19 protein-coding genes, 2 tRNA genes and 1 pseudogene are annotated in these 20638 nt (G+C 62.2%); 12 read left to right on the forward strand and 10 right to left on the reverse strand.

Features of this window, described 5'->3' with window-relative positions; genetic code table 11:
* Positions 1 to 6 precede the first annotated feature (6 nt).
* Positions 7 to 189, reverse strand: coding sequence for a hypothetical protein (locus ACSZOQ_RS15105; RefSeq protein WP_439923264.1), 183 nt, complete (start codon positions 187 to 189; stop codon positions 7 to 9).
* A 110-nt stretch (positions 190 to 299) separates the two neighbouring features.
* A complete protein-coding gene (locus ACSZOQ_RS15110; RefSeq protein WP_439923265.1) occupies positions 300 to 791 on the reverse strand; it encodes a Fur family transcriptional regulator in 492 nt (163 codons plus the stop codon).
* Between the two features lie 239 nt (positions 792 to 1030).
* Between ACSZOQ_RS15110 and ACSZOQ_RS15115 the strand changes: the two genes are divergently transcribed.
* The 8 genes from ACSZOQ_RS15115 to ppa all read left to right on the forward strand — a co-directional run bounded on the left by ACSZOQ_RS15115 (position 1031) and on the right by ppa (position 11510).
* On the forward strand, positions 1031 to 1519 hold the full coding sequence (locus ACSZOQ_RS15115; protein WP_439923266.1) for a MarR family winged helix-turn-helix transcriptional regulator: 489 nt from the start codon (positions 1031 to 1033) through the stop codon (positions 1517 to 1519).
* Positions 1512 to 2666: an HlyD family secretion protein gene (locus ACSZOQ_RS15120; RefSeq protein ID WP_439923267.1), complete on the forward strand. Its 1155-nt coding sequence runs from the start codon at positions 1512 to 1514 to the stop codon at positions 2664 to 2666. The genes ACSZOQ_RS15115 and ACSZOQ_RS15120 overlap by 8 nt, the downstream gene beginning before the upstream one ends.
* Before the next feature lie 167 nt (positions 2667 to 2833).
* Complete coding sequence (locus ACSZOQ_RS15125) at positions 2834 to 4390, forward strand: MDR family MFS transporter (protein ID WP_439923268.1); 1557 nt, start codon at positions 2834 to 2836, stop codon at positions 4388 to 4390.
* Positions 4391 to 4496: 106 nt separating this feature from the next.
* On the forward strand, positions 4497 to 7223 hold the full coding sequence (gene mutS, locus ACSZOQ_RS15130) for a DNA mismatch repair protein MutS (protein ID WP_439923269.1): 2727 nt from the start codon (positions 4497 to 4499) through the stop codon (positions 7221 to 7223).
* Positions 7224 to 7346: 123 nt separating this feature from the next.
* Positions 7347 to 8606: a flavin monoamine oxidase family protein gene (locus ACSZOQ_RS15135; protein WP_439923270.1), complete on the forward strand. Its 1260-nt coding sequence runs from the start codon at positions 7347 to 7349 to the stop codon at positions 8604 to 8606.
* A 199-nt stretch (positions 8607 to 8805) separates the two neighbouring features.
* Entirely contained in the window at positions 8806 to 9315 is a 510-nt protein-coding gene (locus ACSZOQ_RS15140) for an N-acetyltransferase family protein (RefSeq protein WP_439923271.1), read from the forward strand.
* A 97-nt stretch (positions 9316 to 9412) separates the two neighbouring features.
* Positions 9413 to 10750 carry an IS701 family transposase gene (locus tag ACSZOQ_RS15145; RefSeq protein WP_439923272.1) on the forward strand — a complete coding sequence of 446 codons (1338 nt, stop codon included), beginning with the start codon at positions 9413 to 9415 and terminating at the stop codon, positions 10748 to 10750.
* A 229-nt stretch (positions 10751 to 10979) separates the two neighbouring features.
* Positions 10980 to 11510: an inorganic diphosphatase gene (ppa, locus tag ACSZOQ_RS15150; protein ID WP_439923273.1), complete on the forward strand. Its 531-nt coding sequence runs from the start codon at positions 10980 to 10982 to the stop codon at positions 11508 to 11510.
* A gap of 97 nt (positions 11511 to 11607) precedes the next feature.
* On the opposite strand, the gene folD is transcribed toward ppa, so the two are convergent.
* From folD to ACSZOQ_RS15165, 3 genes are read right to left on the reverse strand one after another with little or no spacing between them, the layout of a single operon-like run.
* Entirely contained in the window at positions 11608 to 12492 is an 885-nt protein-coding gene (gene folD / locus ACSZOQ_RS15155) for a bifunctional methylenetetrahydrofolate dehydrogenase/methenyltetrahydrofolate cyclohydrolase FolD (RefSeq protein WP_439923274.1), read from the reverse strand.
* Positions 12493 to 12506: 14 nt separating this feature from the next.
* A complete protein-coding gene (locus ACSZOQ_RS15160) occupies positions 12507 to 12827 on the reverse strand; it encodes a DUF167 domain-containing protein (RefSeq protein ID WP_439923275.1) in 321 nt (106 codons plus the stop codon).
* Between the two features lie 11 nt (positions 12828 to 12838).
* Positions 12839 to 13129, reverse strand: coding sequence for a YggT family protein (locus ACSZOQ_RS15165; RefSeq protein ID WP_040674890.1), 291 nt, complete (start codon positions 13127 to 13129; stop codon positions 12839 to 12841).
* A 422-nt stretch (positions 13130 to 13551) separates the two neighbouring features.
* Here ACSZOQ_RS15165 and ACSZOQ_RS15170 point away from each other — a divergent pair.
* From ACSZOQ_RS15170 to ACSZOQ_RS15180, 3 genes and pseudogenes are all read left to right on the forward strand, one after another.
* Positions 13552 to 13627 (forward strand) — tRNA-Ala (locus ACSZOQ_RS15170).
* A gap of 756 nt (positions 13628 to 14383) precedes the next feature.
* Positions 14384 to 15046 (forward strand): annotated as a pseudogene (locus tag ACSZOQ_RS15175) (autotransporter domain-containing protein); the annotation flags it as partial.
* Between the two features lie 839 nt (positions 15047 to 15885).
* Entirely contained in the window at positions 15886 to 16755 is an 870-nt protein-coding gene (locus ACSZOQ_RS15180; RefSeq protein ID WP_439923276.1) for an autotransporter outer membrane beta-barrel domain-containing protein, read from the forward strand.
* 16 nt (positions 16756 to 16771) lie between these two features.
* Here the strand turns inward: ACSZOQ_RS15180 and ACSZOQ_RS15185 are convergent, their stop codons facing one another.
* From ACSZOQ_RS15185 to ACSZOQ_RS15195, 3 genes are all read right to left on the reverse strand, one after another.
* Positions 16772 to 17554: an SDR family NAD(P)-dependent oxidoreductase gene (locus ACSZOQ_RS15185; RefSeq protein WP_439923277.1), complete on the reverse strand. Its 783-nt coding sequence runs from the start codon at positions 17552 to 17554 to the stop codon at positions 16772 to 16774.
* 93 nt (positions 17555 to 17647) lie between these two features.
* Positions 17648 to 18127, reverse strand: a complete 480-nt coding sequence (locus tag ACSZOQ_RS15190) for a TerB family tellurite resistance protein (protein WP_439923278.1) — start codon at positions 18125 to 18127, stop codon at positions 17648 to 17650.
* Positions 18128 to 18256: 129 nt separating this feature from the next.
* Complete coding sequence (locus ACSZOQ_RS15195; RefSeq protein WP_439923279.1) at positions 18257 to 18487, reverse strand: hypothetical protein; 231 nt, start codon at positions 18485 to 18487, stop codon at positions 18257 to 18259.
* 172 nt (positions 18488 to 18659) lie between these two features.
* Between ACSZOQ_RS15195 and ACSZOQ_RS15200 the strand changes: the two genes are divergently transcribed.
* The gene (locus ACSZOQ_RS15200) at positions 18660 to 18866 is read left to right on the forward strand and encodes a hypothetical protein (RefSeq protein WP_439923280.1); all 207 of its coding nucleotides are present in this window, start codon (positions 18660 to 18662) and stop codon (positions 18864 to 18866) included.
* A 178-nt stretch (positions 18867 to 19044) separates the two neighbouring features.
* On the opposite strand, the gene ACSZOQ_RS15205 is transcribed toward ACSZOQ_RS15200, so the two are convergent.
* Positions 19045 to 20136 (reverse strand): IS5-like element ISNisp7 family transposase, encoded by a 1092-nt coding sequence (locus ACSZOQ_RS15205; RefSeq protein WP_439922949.1) that lies wholly within the window; start codon positions 20134 to 20136, stop codon positions 19045 to 19047.
* A 313-nt stretch (positions 20137 to 20449) separates the two neighbouring features.
* A tRNA-Thr gene (locus ACSZOQ_RS15210) sits at positions 20450 to 20525 on the reverse strand.
* Between the last annotated feature and the right edge of the window lie 113 nt (positions 20526 to 20638).

A 20638-nucleotide genomic window follows, 5' to 3' on the forward strand; every position in this document is an offset into this window, starting at 1 on the left:
TGAGTTTCAGCAACGGATCAATGGCCAGCGGAAAGGCCCGTTAACGAGATTAAAGATCGCTGATAGCGCCGCGACGCCGAAAGCGGGCGTCAGTTGGTCCTGCATGATGACATAGCCAGCCGCGACGCCAAACAAAGGGGTGATGACGGCAAAAGCCGGCAATTTGCTGGCGGAACGGGTCTTAACCATTGAAAACCATATTAAAAATGTAGCCCGGCCATCCGGATCGCTTGACAGGCCATCAGCGACATTGCCAACGGCTCGGGTTGTCTGAACTGGCGAACTCTCAAATCACTCCACTAAGCCGCGGTCTGGCAATGCGCGCAGGTGCCGGTGATTTCGACCACAGACAGCTTTGGTGCGAAACCCGTGGCGCGTGCGGCGTCGTTCAGACTCTGCGCCACGCGGCTTGCCGGAATTTCGCCGACCGATCCGCATTGCTCGCAAATCAGAAACGCCACCATCGCGCTCTCATCATGGTCATGTCCGCAGGCCAGGAACGCATTGCGGCTTTCGATGCGGTGAACGAGACCGTTCTCCATCAGGAAATCGAGCGCGCGATAGACAGTGATCGGCGCCGGGCGCGGCATCGATTTCGCCAGCTCCTCGATCACTTCATAGGCGCCAAGCGGCCGATGGCTCGACAGCAGCGCCTGCAATACCTGGCGTCGGATCGGCGTGAACTTCTGCGCACGCCGCGCACAAATCTCCTCCGCATGGCTGATCGCCTCCGCGGCGCAGCGGTCGTGATCGTGCCCCGGCACGGGGAATGTCGGTCTGGTCGCTGTCATCTGACACCCATCTAACCCGTTTGAGCCAGCTTCGCCCCCTATTTCAGCAGCGTCGTCCGTGACAATTTCGCGGCGCTCAATTTGTTGCAGTGCAACATAATGACCCGCTCGGAGCATCGTTGGGACATAAGCTGACCTCGCGGGCGGAGCCATGACGCCTATGCAGGTCAGCCTTCTCATCCCTGCGATGGCACTTATTCATAAGCTTGCATATTATAACGAGTGTTAGGAGTGTCGATATGCCGGACCGATCGACCGACAGTGACTTTCTGTTCACCCTGTTCGAGTTGCAACGCCTGCTCCGGCTCTTCGCCGACAAGCAGGCCTCGCGCTACGGCCTGAACCGCGCGCAGTGGGCGGTACTCGCCAAACTGGAGCGCACGGAAGGGCTGAAGCAGGCAGATGTCGCCGAGTTGATGGAAATGCAGCCGATCACGCTGACGCGATTGATCGACAAGCTCTGCAAGGCCGGTCTGATCGAGCGACGCGGTGACGAAACCGATCGCCGCATCAATCGTCTTTACCTGACCAAGGCCGCGCGGCCTTTGCTGGCGAAGCTCGCCGTGCTGCGCAGCGAAATCACCCGAGCCGCGCTCGCCGATCTCAGCGTCTCCGACGCCCATCGTCTGATCGAGCAACTCGAAACCGTGAAGGACAACGTCCGCAACGCGCTGCAAGGCGGCGCGCTGGTCGACAGTGATAATGCGAAAGAGCAGCGCTATGGCTGAGCCGGCCCTGAAATTTCCGCCTGACCAGAAAGTCGGTCCTGTGGAGCCGCCGCCGATCGCGGATGCCAAGCCGCGCCAACAGTTGCTGGCTTCAATACGCCGCTACCGCCGACCGCTGCTTCTGGTCGTGCTGCCGCTGATCGCGCTGATCGGCGGGCTGACGTTCTACCTGTCCGGCGGCCGCTATGTGACCACCGACGATGCTTATGTGGGGGCGCAGAAGGTTCTGATCACGCCTGAGGTCTCCGGCAAGATCGACAGCGTTACGGTGAAGGAGGGCCAGCACGTCAAGACCGGCGATCTGCTGTTCGAAATCGATCCCGTGCCGTTCCGTTTGGCCGTCCAACAGGCGGAAGCGAAGCTGAACGACGCAACGATCGAATACAACACGCTAAAATCAAACCTCGCCAATTATGCCCAGACCGTGGCGCTCGCCCAGCAGAGCATCGACGTCAAACAACGTGACGTCGATCGCAAGACGACACTCGTGAAAAGCAACTCCGGTTCGCGGCTGGATCTCGACAATTCCATCAGCGCTCTGGTGCAGGCACAGGGCGTGAACCAGGTTCTGGAGCAGCAGATCTCCAATGCGCGCAACAAGCTGCTCGGCGATCCAGATCTGCCGCTCGAGAAATTCCCGGCCTATGCGCTGGCCAAGGCCGCCCTGGTCGACGCGCAGCGTAACCTTGCGAATACGAAGCTGCACGCACCGATCGACGGCATCGCGACGCAGGTCGACAACATTCAGCTCGGCCGTTTCGTTGCCGCGGGAACGCCAGTGTTTAGCGTCGTCGATCTCGACCACCCCTGGGTCGATGCGAATCCCAAGGAATCCGACTTCACCTACGTGGCCATCGGGCAACCCGTCACCCTCTCCATCGATTCCTTTCCCGATCATGTCTTCAAGGGCACGGTGGGATCGCTCAGTCCCGGCACCGGCGCCACATTCGCGATCCTGCCGCCGCAGAACGCCACCGGAAACTTTGTGAAGATCGTGCAGCGCATTCCTGTCCGAATCTACTTCGACAAGGACGACGCCCAGGTGGCCAGGCTGAAATCCGGCATGAGCGTCTACGTGTCGATCGACACCAACCATCATCGCTCGCTCGCGGGCCTGCTCGGCCTGTCACGCGCGAAGCAGGACTAGTGTGGTGGTTCAGAAGTTCGCTTCATTTTCTCTGTGAGCACTTCAAGCGAACTTCTGAACCTAAACCACACTAGAGTTATAAATTTGCTAGTGCCCTTTCGAATCTGAAGTTCGCTCCGGAAGGCGTTGCACCATGAGGCGAACTTCAGATTCAGGGCACTAGAGCGATGACAGCGACCGCCGCGCAATCGGCCACGGTTCCGGGACTGCGCCGGAACATGGTGACGATCTGCGCCATGACCGCGACCATCATGCAGGCGCTCGACACCACGATCGCCAACGTCGCGCTGCCCTATATGCAGGGCTCGCTGTCGGCGTCACAGGACCAGATCAACTGGGTGCTGACGTCCTACATCGTGGCAGCGGCCATCATGACCGCCCCGGTCGGATGGATCGCCAACCGCTTCGGCCGCAAGCGTATCTTCATCCTCTGCTCGGCCGGATTCACCATCGCATCGGTGATGTGCGGGCTGGCGCAGGACATCACCCAGATGGTGCTGTTCCGTTTGCTGCAAGGCGTGTTCGGCGCCGCGCTGGTGCCGCTGTCGCAAGCAGTGATGCTCGACACCTATGCGCTGCATGAGCGCGCCAAGGCGATGGCGATCTGGGGCATGGGCGTGATGATGGGGCCGATCATGGGCCCCTCGCTCGGCGCATGGCTGACCGAGACCTATAGCTGGCATTGGGTATTCTTCGTGAACCTGCCGTTCGGCATCGTCACGGTGGCGGGCCTGCTGATCTTCATGGACGAAACCAAGCTCAACACCGGGCTGCAATTCGACTGGTTCGGCTTCAGCGCGCTTGCCGTCGGCATCGGCGCACTGCAACTGGCGCTTGATCGCGGCGAGCAGCTCGACTGGCTGGAGTCCTGGGAAATCACAATCGAGTTCGTCGTCTCGGCTGTCGGATTCTACTATTTCCTCGCGCACTCGTTCACCACCAAGAGGCCGTTCGTCCAGTTCGCGATCTTCAAGGATCGCAACTTTACAACCGCCCTCATCTTCATGGCGGTGATCGGCGTGGTGCTGTTCTCGACCATGGCGCTGGCCTCGCCGCTGTTCCAAAACGCTTACGGCTACCCGATCCTGACCGCCGGACTGCTACTCGCGACGCGGGGCGGCGGAACGTTTGTGGCCATGATGATGGTCGGCCGCCTCATGACCTATTTCGAAGCGCGGACCCTGATCGCTGTCGGCCTCGCGCTGATCGCGATCACGCTCTACGACATGACCGGGTGGACCGCCGATGTTGCCGCGCGAACCATCGTCATCAACAGCATCGTTCAAGGTTACGGTATCGGCCTCGTCTTCGTGCCGATGACCACCGCGGCCTTCATGACGCTGCCCGACCATTTGCGTACCGACGGCACCTCGGTGCTAACGCTGGTGCGCAACGTCGCGAGCTCGATCGGCATTTCCATCGTCATCGCACAACTGACGAGCGGTACCACCCGTGTCCATGCCGTGCTGGCAGAGCACGTCAACCCGTTCAATGACGCACTGCAGATGCCGAATGTCGCAAGCGCCATCAACCTGAACACGGACATGGGCCGTGCGATGATGGACCAGATCGTCAGCGCGCAGGCGCAGATCATCGCGTTCTCGCAGGACTTCGAGCTGGTCGCGCTGGTGACGATCTGCGCGATTCCGCTGGCGCTGATGTTAAAATCGACCAAGGCGGCGATGCGCGCGCCGTCCCCGGATCATGCCGCGGTGATGGAATAGGACGAATACCCTCGCGATCTGCGCAACCGCGAACCGATGCGTGGAAAACACGCACGGTCGCCGCAATGCCATAGGAACCGGCGCCGAAACTTTGTAGTTTCCCGCCATGACGATCCAGCGCGCCGGCCCGACATCGCCGAACCCCGCCGCCCCCGCCGAGGCAGCGCGGGTCACGCCGATGATGGAGCAGTACCTTGAAATCAAGGCCGCCAATCCTGGCCTGCTACTGTTCTACCGGATGGGCGATTTCTACGAGCTGTTCTTTGAGGACGCCGAAATCGCCTCCCGCGCGCTCGGCATCACGCTCACCAAGCGCGGCAAGCATCAGGGCGCGGACATCCCGATGTGCGGCGTTCCGGTTGAACGCTCGGACGATTACCTGCATCGGCTGATCGCAGCCGGCCACCGCGTTGCCGTGTGCGAGCAGACGGAGGATCCGGCCGCAGCGCGCAAGCGCGGCAACAAGAGCGTGGTTCGCCGCGATGTGATCCGGCTCGTCACACCGGGAACACTGACCGAAGACACGCTGCTCGATGCCAGGGCCAACAATTACCTGCTGGCGCTGGCGCGTGCGCGGGCATCTTCCGGAGGCGATCGCATCGCGCTGGCCTGGATCGACATCTCAACGGCGGAGTTCATGGTGACCGAATGCGGCACCGGCGAACTCGCAGCAACGCTCGCGCGCATCAATCCCAATGAAGTGATCGTGTCCGACGCGCTTTATGGCGACGCGGACATGAGCGCGCTGCTGCGCGAATTGCCGTCGGTCACGCCGCAGACCCGTGACGTGTTCGACGGCGCAACCGCCGAGCGGCGGCTATGCGATTATTTCGCGGTTGCCACCATGGACGGCCTCAGCGCCATGTCGCGGCTGGAAGCGACCGCCGCCGCCGCTGCCGTCACCTACATCGACCGTACCCAGATCGGCAAACGGCCGCCGCTCTCGCCGCCGTCGCGCGAAGCCGCCGGCAGCACTATGGCGATCGATCCCGCCACCCGCGCCAACCTCGAACTGACGCGCACGCTCGCAGGCGAGCGGCGCGGCTCGCTGCTTGACGCCATCGACCGCACAATGACGGCGGCGGGGTCGCGGCTGCTGGCGCAGCGGCTGGCAGCGCCGCTGACCGATACCGCCGCGATCGTGCGGCGGCTCGACGCCGCTGCCACCTTCACATTCGACAGCGCGGCGCGCGACGACATCCGCGCCACCCTACGGACGGCGCCCGACATGTCGCGGGCATTGGCGCGGCTCTCGGTCGGGCGCGGCGGCCCACGCGACCTCGCGGGCCTGCGCGACGGCATCATGGCCGCCGATCAGGCGCTGGCGCGGCTTTCGGCGTTCCCCGATCCGCCGCAGGACATCGCCGCGGCCATGCAGGCGCTGCGGCGGCCGTCCCGCGAGCTTGCGCGCGAACTCGGCGATGCGCTGGCCGAAAACCTGCCGCTAATGAAACGCGAAGGCGGCTTCGTCCGCGAGGGTTACGAACCGACGCTCGACGAAGCACGAAAACTGCGCGACGATTCACGCCTCGTCGTGGCCGCGATGCAGGCGCGCTACGCCGAGGAGACCGGCGTCAAGACGCTCAAGATCCGGCACAACAATGTGCTCGGCTATTTCGTCGAGGTGACGGCGCAGCACGGCGACAGGCTGATGAGCGCGCCGCTCAATGCCACCTTCATCCATCGCCAGACGCTGGCCGGTCAGGTGCGATTCACCACCTCGGAGCTCGGCGAGATCGAAGCCAGGATCGCCAATGCCGGCGACCGTGCGCTCGGCCTCGAACTCGAGATTTTCGACCGGCTCGCTGCGATAGTAGTGGAAGCCAGCGACGACCTGCGCAATGCGGCGCACGCCTTCGCACAACTGGACGTCGCGACATCGCTCGCAAAACTCGCGACCGACGAGAATTACACCCGGCCGGAGGTCGACACCTCGCTCGGCTTCGCCATCGAGGGTGGCCGGCATCCGGTGGTCGAACAGGCGCTGAAGCGCGCCGGCCAGCCGTTCATCGCCAACGCCTGCGACCTGTCGCCGGGCCCAAGCCAGACCTCGGGACAGATCTGGCTGCTCACCGGCCCTAACATGGCCGGCAAATCGACGTTCCTGCGCCAGAACGCGCTGATCGCACTGATGGCCCAGATCGGCAGCTTTGTGCCGGCGACGCGCGCGCGCATCGGCATGATCGACCGGCTGTTCTCGCGGGTCGGTGCCGCCGACGATCTGGCGCGCGGCCGCTCGACCTTCATGGTCGAGATGGTAGAAACCGCCGTCATTCTCAATCAGGCGTCGGAACGCGCGCTCGTCATCCTCGACGAAATCGGGCGCGGCACCGCGACCTTCGATGGCCTGTCCATCGCATGGGCGGCGATCGAGCATCTGCATGAAGCCAACAAGTGCCGTGCATTGTTCGCGACGCACTATCATGAGCTCACCGCGCTGTCGGCAAAGCTGCCGCGGCTGTTCAACGCCACCGTGCGGGTCAAGGAATGGCACGGCGAGGTGGTGTTCCTGCACGAGGTGCTGCCCGGCGCTGCCGACCGTTCCTACGGCATCCAGGTGGCAAAGCTCGCCGGACTGCCGCCGTCCGTGATCACCCGCGCCAAATCGGTGCTGGCCAAACTGGAGGCGCAAGATCGCGGATCGACCGTGCGCGCGCTGGTGGACGATCTGCCGCTGTTCGCGGTCCCGTCGCGCGCCGCAGACGAATCCGCGCCGCCGAGCGAGGCCTGGCAACTGATCGAGGCGCTGAAAGCGTTGCACCCGGACGAGATGTCGCCGCGCGATGCCTTGGAGGCGCTCTATGCGCTCAAGGCAAAGCTGCCGAAGCCATAGTCGGCGCGTGAACCTCGCGCGATATGGAAGGAATGCCGCTGAACAGTTCCGCTAAAGCGCCTGCACCCGATCGGCCCACTGATGCGGTTGCTAACGCAATTCTCGAAGCGCACTGTTAGCGCCATGTCCCGAAATCTCCCTTCCACCGTCGATGTCGCCATTGTCGGCGCCGGCGCCGCCGGGCTCGGCGCGGCCGACGCGCTAAAAGACTCCGGCCTCTCCGTTATCGTTCTGGAAGCCCGCGACCGCTTGGGCGGACGCGCCCATACCATCGTCCCCGCGCCCGGCATCGTCTTCGATCTCGGCTGCGGCTGGCTGCATTCGGCCGACGAAAACTCATTTGTCGGAATTGCACAACAACTGGGCATCGAGATCGACACCACTCATCCACCGTGGAGTGAGGAAAGCTTCGGCGACGTGTTTCCGCCGCGCGAACGCGCCGAGTTTATCATGGCGCTGAATGCGTTTTACAATCGCACCGAACGCGCCGCGCAGCGCAGCCGCGACGCCGCCGCCAGCACCTGTCTCGATCCCGACAATCCCTGGAATCCGATGATCAACGCGGTCTCGACCTATGTAAACGGCGCTGAACTCGACCGCATATCGGTCAAGGACTCCGAGGCCTATCACGACACCGGGATCAACTGGCGCGTCCGCCGCGGCTACGGCGCGCTGATCGCGGCCTACGGCCGGCCCTGCCCGATCGCGCTGAACACACGGGTGTGGCGCATCGATCATTCCGGCCGGCGCATTCGCATCGAAACGTCGAAAGGCACACTTTCGGCAGCGCAGGCGATCGTGACGGTGCCAACCAACCTGATCGCGAACGAATCGATCCGCTTTCACCCCGAGCTGCCCGCGAAAGTGGATGCCGCAGCCGGTCTGCCGCTCGGCGTCGACGACAAGGTGATGCTCGCGCTGGACGACCCCGAAAGCGTGTTTCCGAAAGACGGCAGCCTGCGCGGCGCGACCATGCGGACGAAGATGGGCACCTACCACCTGCGCCCATTCGGCCAGCCCTGCATCGAGGGATTTTTCGGCGGCAGCTTTGCGCGCGAACTGGAAGACGCAGGCGATGAAGCGTTCGCCGCGCAGGCGATCGACGAGATCGTGGCGCTGCTCGGCTCGGATTATCGCAGCAAACTAAAACCGCTGGCGGAATCGCGCTGGGCTCGGGATCCGTTTGCGTTGGGGGCGTATTCCCATGCGTTGCCCGGCCATGCGGGCGCCCGCGCTACGCTCGCAGCGCCAGTCGACAACCGGCTGTTTTTCGCGGGCGAGGCCACCTCGCCGAACTTCTTCTCCACGGCACACGGGGCGCGCGACAGCGGCGAGCGGGCGGCGCGGAAGGCGATGGACGCGGCGCGGTTACCGAAACGGTGACGCGAAGCATTCTCGCGATGTGACTTGTCGTATCATTCGTGCCGGCGGTTTCCTCCGATACCTTCGCGCGGTTGCTGGGCCAATCAAGCTGTCCCCTTTCGGTACAAAACGTCGCACCCGTGATGCCGAGAATCCACATTTTAACCTTTAATTAACGATGGACCTTGAAGAGCGCGCGCCGACTTGCTTTGATCTGGTCATGAGCACGACCCTGATCGAACTCCGACCGGCCAAGGTCGCGGATGCATCCGCGGTCGCGGCGACGCATGACGAATCCTGGCGTTCGGCCTATCAGGGCATTATTCCCGGCGCGGAACTGGAGAAGCTGATCAATCGGCGCGGCCCGCACTGGTGGGACAGCGCGATCCGCAAGGGCAGCCGTGTCAGCGTGCTGGTGTTCGGCGACAAAGTCGCCGGCTATGCGAATTATGGCCGCAACCGCGCCCGCAGCCTGCAGTACGAGGGCGAAATCTACGAACTTTACCTGCGCCCCGAGTTCCAGGGTCTTGGCTTCGGCCGGCGGCTGTTCACCGCTGCCCGGCGTGATCTGACGCAGAGCGGGCTGGAAAGCATGGTGACTTGGGCGCTGTCCGACAACGAGCCGGCGATAGAGTTCTATCGCGCGCTCGGCGGCCGCATGGTCGCCCGCTCCTCCGAGAAGTTCGGGCCGAAGTTGCTCGACAAAGTCGCGTTCGCCTGGACGAACTAGCACTACTTTGGCAGATTTTTGCGCTTGATCTGGGTAACTGGATTCCCGAATCAGATTTTCGATGATTCATGGGTGGTCGGCTTTTGGAGGGCCGACCATGGCGGACATGAGATCGAAGTGGGGAGATGAGCTTGGACGCTGGCTGAAGCCGTTCCTGGATTGTTTGGGTCACAAGGCGCGGCGGCGGATGTGTCCACTATATGTTTCCGGACTGATCGGACCGGGCGATCGCAAGAGCGTCCAGCCGATGGCTGCACGGCTGGCACCGGGCGACTATGACCAGTTGCACCATTTCATCGCTGATGGTGTCTGGGATGCGGCGCCATTGGAATCGGAATTGCTGGCTCAGGCCGATCGCCTTGTCGGCGGCAAGGATGCGGTGCTGGTCATCGACGACACGGCGATGCCGAAGAAGGGCGATCGTTCGGTTGGTGTCGCTCCGCAATATGCCTCATCGCTCGGCAAGACGGCCAATTGCCAAACGTTGGTATCGCTGACACTTGCGTGCGGTGAAGTGCCGGTAATGGTGGCACTGCGGCTCTTCCTGCCCGAGAGTTGGACGAGCGATCCGGCGCGATTGAAGCGTGCGGGCGTTCCCGTCGAGCATCGCGCCGGGCGAACCAAGCCGGAGATCGCGCTGGCTGAAATTGATCGCGTGCTCGCAGCCGGTGTTCGCTTCGGCTGTGTGCTGGCGGATGCCGGTTACGGGCTCAGCGCGCCGTTCCGTCAGGGTCTCACGGCCCGTGGCCTGGCCTGGGCAGTCGGCATCCCGGGGCGTCAGAAAGTTTATCCGGCGGCGGTCAAGCTGATCTTTCCGATCGCCGGTCGAGGTCGCCCCCGTCAGCGGCACATCCCGGATCTGTTGTCGATGCCGGCGGAAAACATGCTTGCTGATACTAGGTGGAAGAATGTGAGTTGGCGGCTGGGAACCAAGGGCAGACTGAAAGCGCGGTTTGCCGCTGTTCGCGTGCGGATCGCCGATGGGCCGCCACAACGGATCAAGGACAAGGGTCAACAACATCTTCCCGGCGAGGAGGCGTGGCTGATCGGTGAGCATCGCAGCTCGGGGGAGAAGAAGTACTATCTGGCCAACTTGCCAGCCCGGACGAATTTGCGACAGTTGGCTGCAGCCGTCAAAGCGCGATGGATCTGCGAGCAAGCGCATCAGCAGTTGAAAGAGGAGCTCGGACTTGATCACTTCGAGGGCCGGTCCTGGCACGGCCTTCACCGTCATGCTCTCATGACCATGATCGCTTACGCCTTTTTACAGCACCGCCGCATCGCCACAGTGGCCCGGAAAAAAAAGAATCAACGGCCCACCGCCACAGCCGAGTTTGCCGGCCGTGCGCCACGCCATCATCGAACTCATTCTTCGACCACCAAATCAGCGATGCCCATACTGCAGAAGACAAGTCGGCGAAATGCAACGGCGTGAATAAATCTGCCAAAGTAGTGCTAGAAGTCCAGTCCCCAGTCAATGTTTGGCTCCTCCGTCATTACCGGGCATAGCCATTCGAAGAACGGCGTCGCTTGCGCTCGCCCATGTGCCCGGCAATCCATCTTTTTTGGAAGACTCTGCTCGAAGATGGATAGATACACGGGTCAAGCCCGCGTATGACGACTATCTGCTAACTGACGCGACGCTCTTCAATCACGGGGCCACCATGCGTATCGACGCGATCTCGATCGGACCCAATCCGCCGCACGAGGTGAATGTCATCATCGAGGTGCCCGTCGGCGGGGAGCCGATCAAGTACGAGATGGACAAGGACGCCGGCACGCTGGTGGTCGACCGGTTTCTCTACACGGCGATGCGCTATCCCGGTAACTACGGCTTCATTCCGCACACGCTGTCGCAAGACGGCGACCCTTGCGACGTCCTGGTCGCCAACACGCGCGCCATCGTACCCGGCGCCGTGATGAGCGTACGGCCGGTCGGCGTGCTCTTGATGGAAGACGAGGCCGGCGGCGACGAGAAGATCATCGCGGTGCCGACCTCGAAACTGACCCAGCGCTATGACAAGGTCAAAAATTACGACGACCTGCCGGACATCACGCTGCAGCAAATTCAGCACTTCTTCGAACACTACAAGGATCTCGAACCAGGCAAATGGGTCAAGGTGCTGCGCTGGGGCGGCGCGGAGGACGCCCACAGATTGATCCTGGAGGGCATCGCGCGAGCCAAAGGGAAATAGCGAGCGATTTGCTCTCCCGTCATTTGCGAGGAACTCAGGGGCGACTCGTCGCGGATTACGCCGCTGCGCTCGCAATGACGCCGTACACGGTCCAGGGTCAGACTGCCGGCGCCGACAGTCCCTTGATCGCGCAGGCGGCGCGCAGCGTATTGACCAACAAGCAGGCCACCGTCATCTGACCGACACCGCCGGGCACCGGCGTCACCGCGCCCGCGATCTCCATCGCTTCGTCGAATGCAACATCCCCGATCAGGCGCGCCTTGCCGTCGGCCAGGGGAATGCGGTTGATGCCGACATCGATCACTGTCGCGCCCGGTTTGATCCAGTCGCCGCGCACCATCTCCGCCTTGCCAACCGCCGCATAGACCAGATCGGCGCGGCGGCAGAGTTCGGACAGGTTGCGCGAGCGTGAATGCGCGATGGTCACCGTAACGTTTTCATTGAGCAGCAACTGCACCAGTGGCCGCCCCACCAGATTGGAGCGGCCGATCACGATGGCGTCCATGCCTTCGAGCGAGGAATGCACACTCTTGGTGAGGATGATGCAACCGAGCGGCGTACACGGCGACAGTGCGGGCAGGCCGCCGGCGAGGCGGCCGACATTGTGCGGATGCAGGCCGTCGACATCCTTCGCCGGATCGATGGCGGCGATGATTGTCTCGGTATCGAGCCCCTTCGGCAGCGGCAGTTGAACCAGAATGCCGTGCACGGCGGGATCGGCGTTCAGCCTGGCGACCAGCGCCAGCAGATCCGCCTGCGCCACACCCGCCGGCAGGACGTGTTCGAACGAGGCCATGCCGGCAGCCTGGGTCTGCTTGTGCTTGTTGCGGACATAGACTTCGCTCGCAGGATCGTTGCCGACCAACACCACCGCAAGGCCTGGCGTGAGCCCGTGATCGCGCTTCACCCGCGCCACTTCATCAGCTACCCGCGCGCGCAAATCGGCGGCTATGACTTTTCCATCGATAACACTGGCCGTCATGCTGATCCTTGGGCTTATCCTGATTGAGCCGCAGTCAATGCGCGTAGAGCATTGCCGAGCTTGACGGGATCGCCGCCGACCGCGATCTGCTTCAGCCGCGACGTCGCTCCCGCGAGTATCCGGACATCGATTTTCCGCACCCCGAGCGCTTTCGCCAGCACCGCCATGACGGCGCGATTGGCTTCGCCGCCTTCGGCGATGGCGCGCACGCGAACCTTCACCACCGGGCGTCCGTCGGCCAGCACTTCAATGCCGTCGATCTCGTCGCGGCCGCCGCGCGGCGTCACTCGCAGGGCGATGCTGAGGCCCTCCGAAGAATACCGCCACGGCTCCATCGGGCCGCCGATCAGAACACGGCGGGATAAATGTAATAGGTGATGACCCGCTGCATGAACAGGATGATGAGGATCAGGATGATCGGGGAAATGTCGAGCCCGCCGAGATTGGGCAGCATCCGGCGGATCGGCGCCAGCAGGGGTTCGGTGATCCGCTCCAGAAACTCTGCCACTGCGGCCACGAACTGATTGCGGGTATTCACCACATTAAAAGCAATCAGCCATGACAGGATCGCCGAGGCAATCAGCAGCCAGACATAGAGGTCGAGGATGATGAGGACGATATCCAGTATGGCTCGCATGGGGGATTGGCTCGCGGGTTTGATCGTGGATTCGACCAGTGGAGTGACTTTGACATTCGCGACCCACCTGGCCGCGCGTCCGGGATACGAATGCTAGATCGGACCACTAGTATGGCGGTTCAGACGTTCTCTTCACCTTTGCCAAAGGTCCGTCAAGAGAGCTTCCGAATTGAAACCACACTAGGATTATCAGTCTCTCGTGTCCCCTGGAATTCGAAGTTCGCCCTTGGGTGGCGAAGCGATGGCAGCGGACTCCGCATTCGGAAACACGAGCCTGCCAAAATATCGTTTCGGTTCCCGCCAAACAAGGGAAGTCCGTGGAAATAAGGCCCAAAACACCGATTCCAGCCGTTCTTGACTTGCCATTGGCGAGGACTGTAAATGGCGGCGTTTCCGGTCGTCGCATCGTTCCGACCGTGGACGGGGCCATAGCTCAGCTGGGAGAGCGCGTCGTTCGCAATGACGAGGTCGGCGGTTCGATCCCGCCTGGCTCCACCAGTGATTCCCGAGAGGCAACCGTCATCCCGGTGTCCGCTGCCGTCGATCACGACGCGCTCGCTTGAACCCTTGAGCTGCTCGATCTTCGCCGTGACGCTCGACAGCGACCATGCATAACCGACGTCCCGAATTCGTCGTGAGGCATGCTGTGGCCGCCCCTCGGCTATCCAGACAAACGCAATCTTGTCCATCATCATGGCGGCTGTTCGGACATCGACCCGCAACTCAGCGTTGTACATGGAGTGTGCAAAGCGTCACGGCGCAGAGGTGCCGCATCGCAGGCACCGCTAAATGCGTCCCCCAAGTGCAACACCGCGGCTGAATCAAACCTTGCTGGCAGACGAGAGCGGCGGGGAATGTCCGATCACATGGCAGGTAAGATAATATTAGCCATAGGTAAGATAATATCAGTCACACGATTCGGTCACGGCTTTGCTGGCGACCTCCAGCACGCAGCCGGAGGAACGGGGCATGGGCAGGCTGTCAATATACAAGACGGGCTTGGTGGCATGGCTCGCTTTGGCATTGACGTGGGCAGCGCCAGGGGCAGCGCAGGATGCCAGTTGGCTCGCTGCTCCGCCCAGCAGCAATTTTAATGATGCGGCGAACTGGACCCCGACCACCGTGCCTACCGGCACCGCATCGTTCGGCACATCGACCGGCACGAACATTACGTTCGCGAATGACACCACCTTGGGCGGATGGACCTTCAACACCGGCGCTTCGAATTATATCTTTACCAGCAACCATGTTCTGATGTTCACGGGCGGGGGAATCGTCGTCAACGACGGCAGCGCCCGCATTATTAACAACAGTTTCCTGCAATTCGCCTACAGCAGCACAGCCGGCAGCGCCGGCATCGCTAATAATGGTATCCTGGACTTCTTCGACACCAGCACGGCCAGCAACGCCAGCATCACCAATAACGGCAGCGGTTATTTCTACAGCGGCAGCACGGCCGGCAGCGCCAGCATTACCAGCAACATTTACCTGCAATTCGCCGGCAGCAGCACCGCCGGCAGCGCCAGCATCATTAATAACAATCTCCTGCAATTCACCGACACCAGCACGGCCAGCAACGCCAGCATCACTAACAACAGTTTCCTGCAATTCGCCAGCAGCAGCACGGCCGGCAACGCCAGCATCACCAACGGGAGTGTCGGTGCGCGGACCGACTTCGCGGAGTCGAGCGGACCGGTCAACAACGGGCAACTCTCCGCCGGCTCGATCGCCGGGAGCGGGCAATTCTACCTCGGCGCCAATCAACTCACGGTCGGCGGCAACAATCTGAGCACCATCGTCAGCGGCGTCATCAGCGACTGCGGGCCGTCAGGCTTGAGTTGTAGTTCAGCTGGCGCCACCGGCGGCGCGCTGATCAAGGCCGGGACGGGGACGCTAACCTTGTCGGGGTCGAACATCTACACCGGAGCCACCACGGTCGATGCCGGCACGCTCAACGTCACCGGCTCGCTGGCGGCATCAAGCCCGGTCAGCGTCAATACCGGCGCGGTGCTTGCGGGCACCGGCAGCGTCGGCAGCGTCAGCATCAACAGCGGCGGCACGCTGGTGCCGGGCGACGGCACGGCGGGCTCCTCGATGAGTCTCGGCAGCGTGGCCCTGCAAGCAGGCGCGATGTATGTGGTGATGCTCAACCCCGCCACCGCGTCATCCGCCAATGTCACGGGTGCAGCGACGCTCGGCGACGCCACCGTCAAGGCGATCTATGCCAACGGCAGTTATATCTCGAGGCAATATACCATTCTCACCGCGGGCAACATCAGCGGCACGTTTGGCTCGCTGGTCAACACCAACCTGCCCGCAAATTTCACGACCCGCCTGAGTTACGACCCGACCCATGCCTATCTCAATCTGACGCTGAACTTTGTTCCGCCGGCGCCTCCGACCTTTACGCCGTTCACCCCCAATCAGCGCAATGTCGCCAATGCGCTGATCAATTCCTTCAACACCGCCGGCGGCATTCCGCTGGTATTCGGTGCGCTGACGCCGGCGGGCCTGACGCAGGTCTCGGGTGAAGCGGCGACCGGCTCGCTGCAGCCCACCTTCGATGCGATGAACCTGTTCCTGGGGATCTTGAGCGATCCTTCATCGCCGGCCGCGGCAATGGTGCAACCACAAACGGTGCGGCCCCGGCCTATGCCGAAGAGGGCTACGGTGTCAGTGCCTATGCGCCGGGAGACCCCCCACGTTCGAAGAACGAGCGTGACGCCTATGCCGCAATCTATCGCAAGGCGCCTGCAATGGCCGATCTCCTCACCCCGCGCTGGAGCGTGTGGGCCGCAGGCTACGGCGGCTCGCAGACCACCGACGGTAATGCGTCGCTCGGCTCTGGTACCGCGACCTCAAGTGTCGCCGGCGTCGCGGTCGGCGCCGACTACCGCATCTCGCCGTTCACAACCGCCGGCTTCGCCATGGCGGGCGGCGGCACCAATTTCAATGTCGCCAAAGGGCTGGGCAGCGGACACTCCGACCTGTTCCAGGCCGGCACCTTCATTCGACATACCGTCGGCGCGGCCTACCTCTCCGGTGCGCTCGCTTACGGCTGGCAGGACGTCACCACCAACCGCATCGTGACGATCAGCGGCGCAGACCGGTTGCAGGCGCGCTTTAGCGCCAACGCATGGTCGGGCCGTGTCGAAGGCGGCTATCGCGTGGTCAGCCTGGCAATGGGCGGCATCGGGATCACGCCTTATGCGGCCGGCCAGTTCATCACCTTCGACCTGCCGGCCTACGTCGAAAGCGTTCTGTCCGGCGCCAACACCTTTGCGCTGGCCAACAATGCCAAAAACGTGACGGATAACCGCAGCGAACTCGGGGTCCGCACCGACAAATCCTACGCAGTGCAAGATGCGATCCTGACGCTGCGCGGGCGTCTTGCATGGGCGCACGATTTCAATCCGGATCGCACGGTCGCCGCGACATTCCAGACGTTGCCTGGCGCCAGCTTCGTCGTAAACGGCGCGGCCATGGCCGCCGACGCCGCGCTGGTCACAGGCGCGGCCGAGATGAAGTGGATCGACGACTGGTCGGTGGCCGCCACCTTCGAGAGCGAGTTCTCCAACGTCACACGATCCTACGCTGGCAAGGGTACCGTCCGCTACGTGTGGTGAGGAGCCAAGCCGAACGTCACGATCGCCTTCGCATCTGGAAGCCGGTGACCCCCCACAGGATGAAGTCGCGCGGAAATAGCCGAAGCAGGAACGGCACCACCTTGATCCCGAGACCAGGCAGCACGGCCCTTTTGTTGGCCATCAGCGCCCGGTATCCGTCCGCGGCAACGTCCTTTGCGGACACATTAAGGATCGCAGAGTCGAAACCAGGCTTCACGCCCGCCCGGGCCTGAAATCCGGACGGCACCGGACCGGGACAGATCACGGTAACCCGGACGCCGAGCGGACCCAGTTCGCCGCGCAGCGCCTCGCTGAATGACAGGACATAGGCTTTTGAGGCGTAATAGACCGCCATGCCCGGCCCCGGCAAAAATCCTCCGATCGACCCGACGTTGAGAATGCCGCCGCGCAGCCGAATCACATTTGGGGCAAAACGCAACGTCAGGTCCGTCAGTGCCCGGATATTGAGGTCGATCATCGCAAGCTGATCGGCGTGGTCCAGTTCAGCAGCGCGGCCGAACAATCCATACCCGGCATTGTTCACCAGATACTTGACCTCGACACTCTCGGCGGTGAGCGCCTCGGCAATCCTGTCGGCAGCATCCGCCTGACCGAGATCACAGGGGACCACGATCGGAGACATTCGACCGGATGCGGTGATTTCGGCCGCTAGCGCATCAAGGCGGTCGGCGCGCCGGGCGACCAAAGCCACCCGGTGCCCGTGAGCGGAGAACACACGCGCGAGCTCGGCGCCGATCCCGGAGGAAGCACCTGTTATCAATGTCACCGGATGAGTCACGATTCACGCTCTTGAAATGGAGATATTACGGTCGATGTCGAAGCAAAAGACGGGCTTGATGGTCCGCTCCACGATTTGCGTCGAGATTCGCGATCAGGTCGCTGGATCGGCCGCCGGCCGCTTGCCGGCGACGCGATGCTTGAGCTCGATGCGATCGCGCGACGAGATGGCCAAAAGATCGGCGGCGCGCCACACCACATTCTCCTCGAATTCGCTGACGTGACCGTCCGCATAAACCAGTTCCCACATCATTTCGACGATGCGCAAGCGATCCTCGTCATTCAGCGAGCGCATGAGCACGCTGGTGAAATGATAGAGATCGACTGCCTCGCCTTCCACCAGCGTCGCCGACTCGATCAGCTTGTCGGCGGTGCCGGGGTCCAACCCAAAACGGGTTTCGATCAGTTCGTGCAGTTTGCGGATTTCGACGTCGGATGGTGTCCCGTCGAGCGAGATGACATGGACGAACAGCGCAGTCGCCGCAAGTTTGCAGCCTGTTTCATCGAATGACCGATGCTCTGGTGTTTCGGGTGATACAACGTCGGTGATGAAATGGCGCAGTCTGTCGAGCATTGGTCCGTCTACCGCAAGGTTGGGAATGTCAAACGACCGCGTGCACAATACGGAAGTAACCATACACCATCCGCCAGGGTTCCCCGCGAGAAGATTACACTTCGGCAAGGCGCCAAGGTCGTGGTGAACCTATTGGCCGTGTTCGGCCAAGGCCTTGGCGCACTTCTTGCTGATCTTGGCGCGGTGTTCCTTCAAGCACTCGAGGACGACCATATCGCCGTCGTTCATCTTGGACCGGCAATACCGCGCCACGTCGCGCGCGCACCCGGAATTGTGTTTCTCCGCAGCGGTTTGCGCCGACGCTACTGCGGTCATCGCGAGAACGGGAAGAAACGATAAAATGGCGGCGAAACGGATCATCGGCGCTCCATCATTCGGGTTGAAATCTGCCTGCATCTTGCAAAACGGCCAGCAACCTCAATCACTCGTGCCATTGGATCGGACGATGAAGAGAACTGGTGCCGCTTGCGTCACTCGAACAGACCCCATCCTTACGAAGAAACGCATAGCACAGGGTCACTGAGCGGTCGACATGGCACTCGCTGACGTTAAAGGAGAGCGTTTGAAAAAGAAGCATGGTTGTGGCGCGCCGGCGGCACGGGACGCCGTTACAGGCTCCCGCGCCCAGCCCGTTCAACACGGCGATCTCGTTTCAGGAATTCGACCGATGCTTGAAAACGCTTTTAGATCAATGACGCTTATTGGTCTGGTAGCTTCCCCAAGCCAAGCTGAAAATTAGCACCAGAAAAACTGCGAGGAAGCCGCCGACAACGAGAAAGAAATCATGTGGCATGATCTAGCAGGCTGTTGAAGAAGTGTCCCGTCTGGCTTTCGGGATGGCTTGATCGCCGTTGTGATAGGCGAATGTGATCTGGATCGAGCCGTCGAGCAGTTTGGCGTGACCGTGAGACGGCGGGTCATGCTGGCACCGCCATGAGCTTCGGCAGTCGCACCAGATTGTAAGCGGCGGCTGCGAAGGTGAAGGCCCATCCGACGCGGTCGCGGCCGCGGAAGCGGGTCTTGTCCTGGCTGGCGACCGTCTTGATCCAGCCGAAGGCTTCCTCAATGCGCTTGCGGATACGCTGGCTGACGGCATAGCCGCTGTGCCGCGTCGTGCGTCCGTCGATCGCCGAGCTTCGGCCGCTCGTGTTCTGCGCCACGTGTGGCGTCACCTTCATCGCGCGCAACTCGTTGACGAAGTCCTCCGTGTCATAGGCCTTATCAGCGCCAAGTGTGATGGCCAGGGGCCGGTCGGCGCGAGGTTCGATCATGTGCAACGCCGCCACCCGCTCGGCATGTCCGTCGGCCAGCGTCAGGCAGGCGTCGACCAACAGGCCGTGGCGGTTCTCCATCAGCCCATGACCCATGAAGCATAGCTTCGCCTCCTTGCCCTTGCCCTTCTTGTAGAGCCTTGCGTCCGGATCGGTGGTCGAGGCATGCGTGTCGTTAGTCCGCTTCTGGCCGTGGAAGTCGGCTTCGGCATTGCGCCCGACGCCGCCGGCCGGCGGCTCGCCAGAGCCGTCCTTCGGTTTGACGCTCTTCATCGAAGCCCAGGCCTCGATCAGCGTGCCGTCGACCGAGAAGTGATCTGTCGACAGCAGCTTCTTCACCTTGGGCTGGGCCAGCACCGCACTCAGGAACTTTGCCGCGATGTCGCCCTCAAGCAGCCGGTCGCGGTTCTTCGAGAACACCGAATGGTCCCAGGCCGGATCGTCGACGCCGATGCCCACGAACCAGCGGAACAGAAGGTCGTATTCCAGCCGCTCCATAAGCAACCGCTCCGAGCGGATCGAGTAGAACGCCTGCAAGAGCATCGCCCTTAGCAACTTCTCGGGTGGGATCGACGGCCGCCCGAGTGGCGAATACAGCGCCGCGAACTCCCGCTCCAAAGCGACAAGCGATTCGTTCACCATGACCCGGATGGCGCGAAGCGGGTGGTCGCGTCGAACCCGCGCCTCCAGATCAACGTAGCTGAACAACTCGCCAGTCAGATTGTCACCACCGCGCACTCATCATCTCCAAATCGCATCGGAGCCAATGAATCATGCTCACAGCTCGGCCGCGACTGGCTTTTTCAACAGCCTGCTAGGGTCTCCTAAAACTAGGATCGCCCCCTTTGGATACGTACTCGGCTGTTTTAGCTCACGCCAATCACGGCTTCGGGACTTGTGGCAGCCGGGCGATGATTCCCGGCAGCAAGCACGGCCCGCTGTGAACCTTTCAGCGCTATTCCGCATCTTGCCGTCCTGGCCCTGGTGGGATGTGTAGCCGCTGCCGTCCTGCCCTAGCGTATTTTACCGTGGATAATTTCCTGCTAGGTGTTGGTGCCGCTTAGGTGACTCGAACACCTGACCCCATCATTACGAATGATGTGCTCTACCAACTGAGCTAAAGCGGCTTAATCCTTCACGCACGCCATGCTATCGCCATTGCGGCGCGCCCGGCAAACAGCCCGGCACACCGGGCCTCTGATATCGGGCACAGGGCCCCTTTGCAAGAACCCGTGCTGCG

Source organism: Nitrobacter sp. JJSN (assembly GCF_051912485.1).
Classification (GTDB): domain Bacteria; phylum Pseudomonadota; class Alphaproteobacteria; order Rhizobiales; family Xanthobacteraceae; genus Nitrobacter.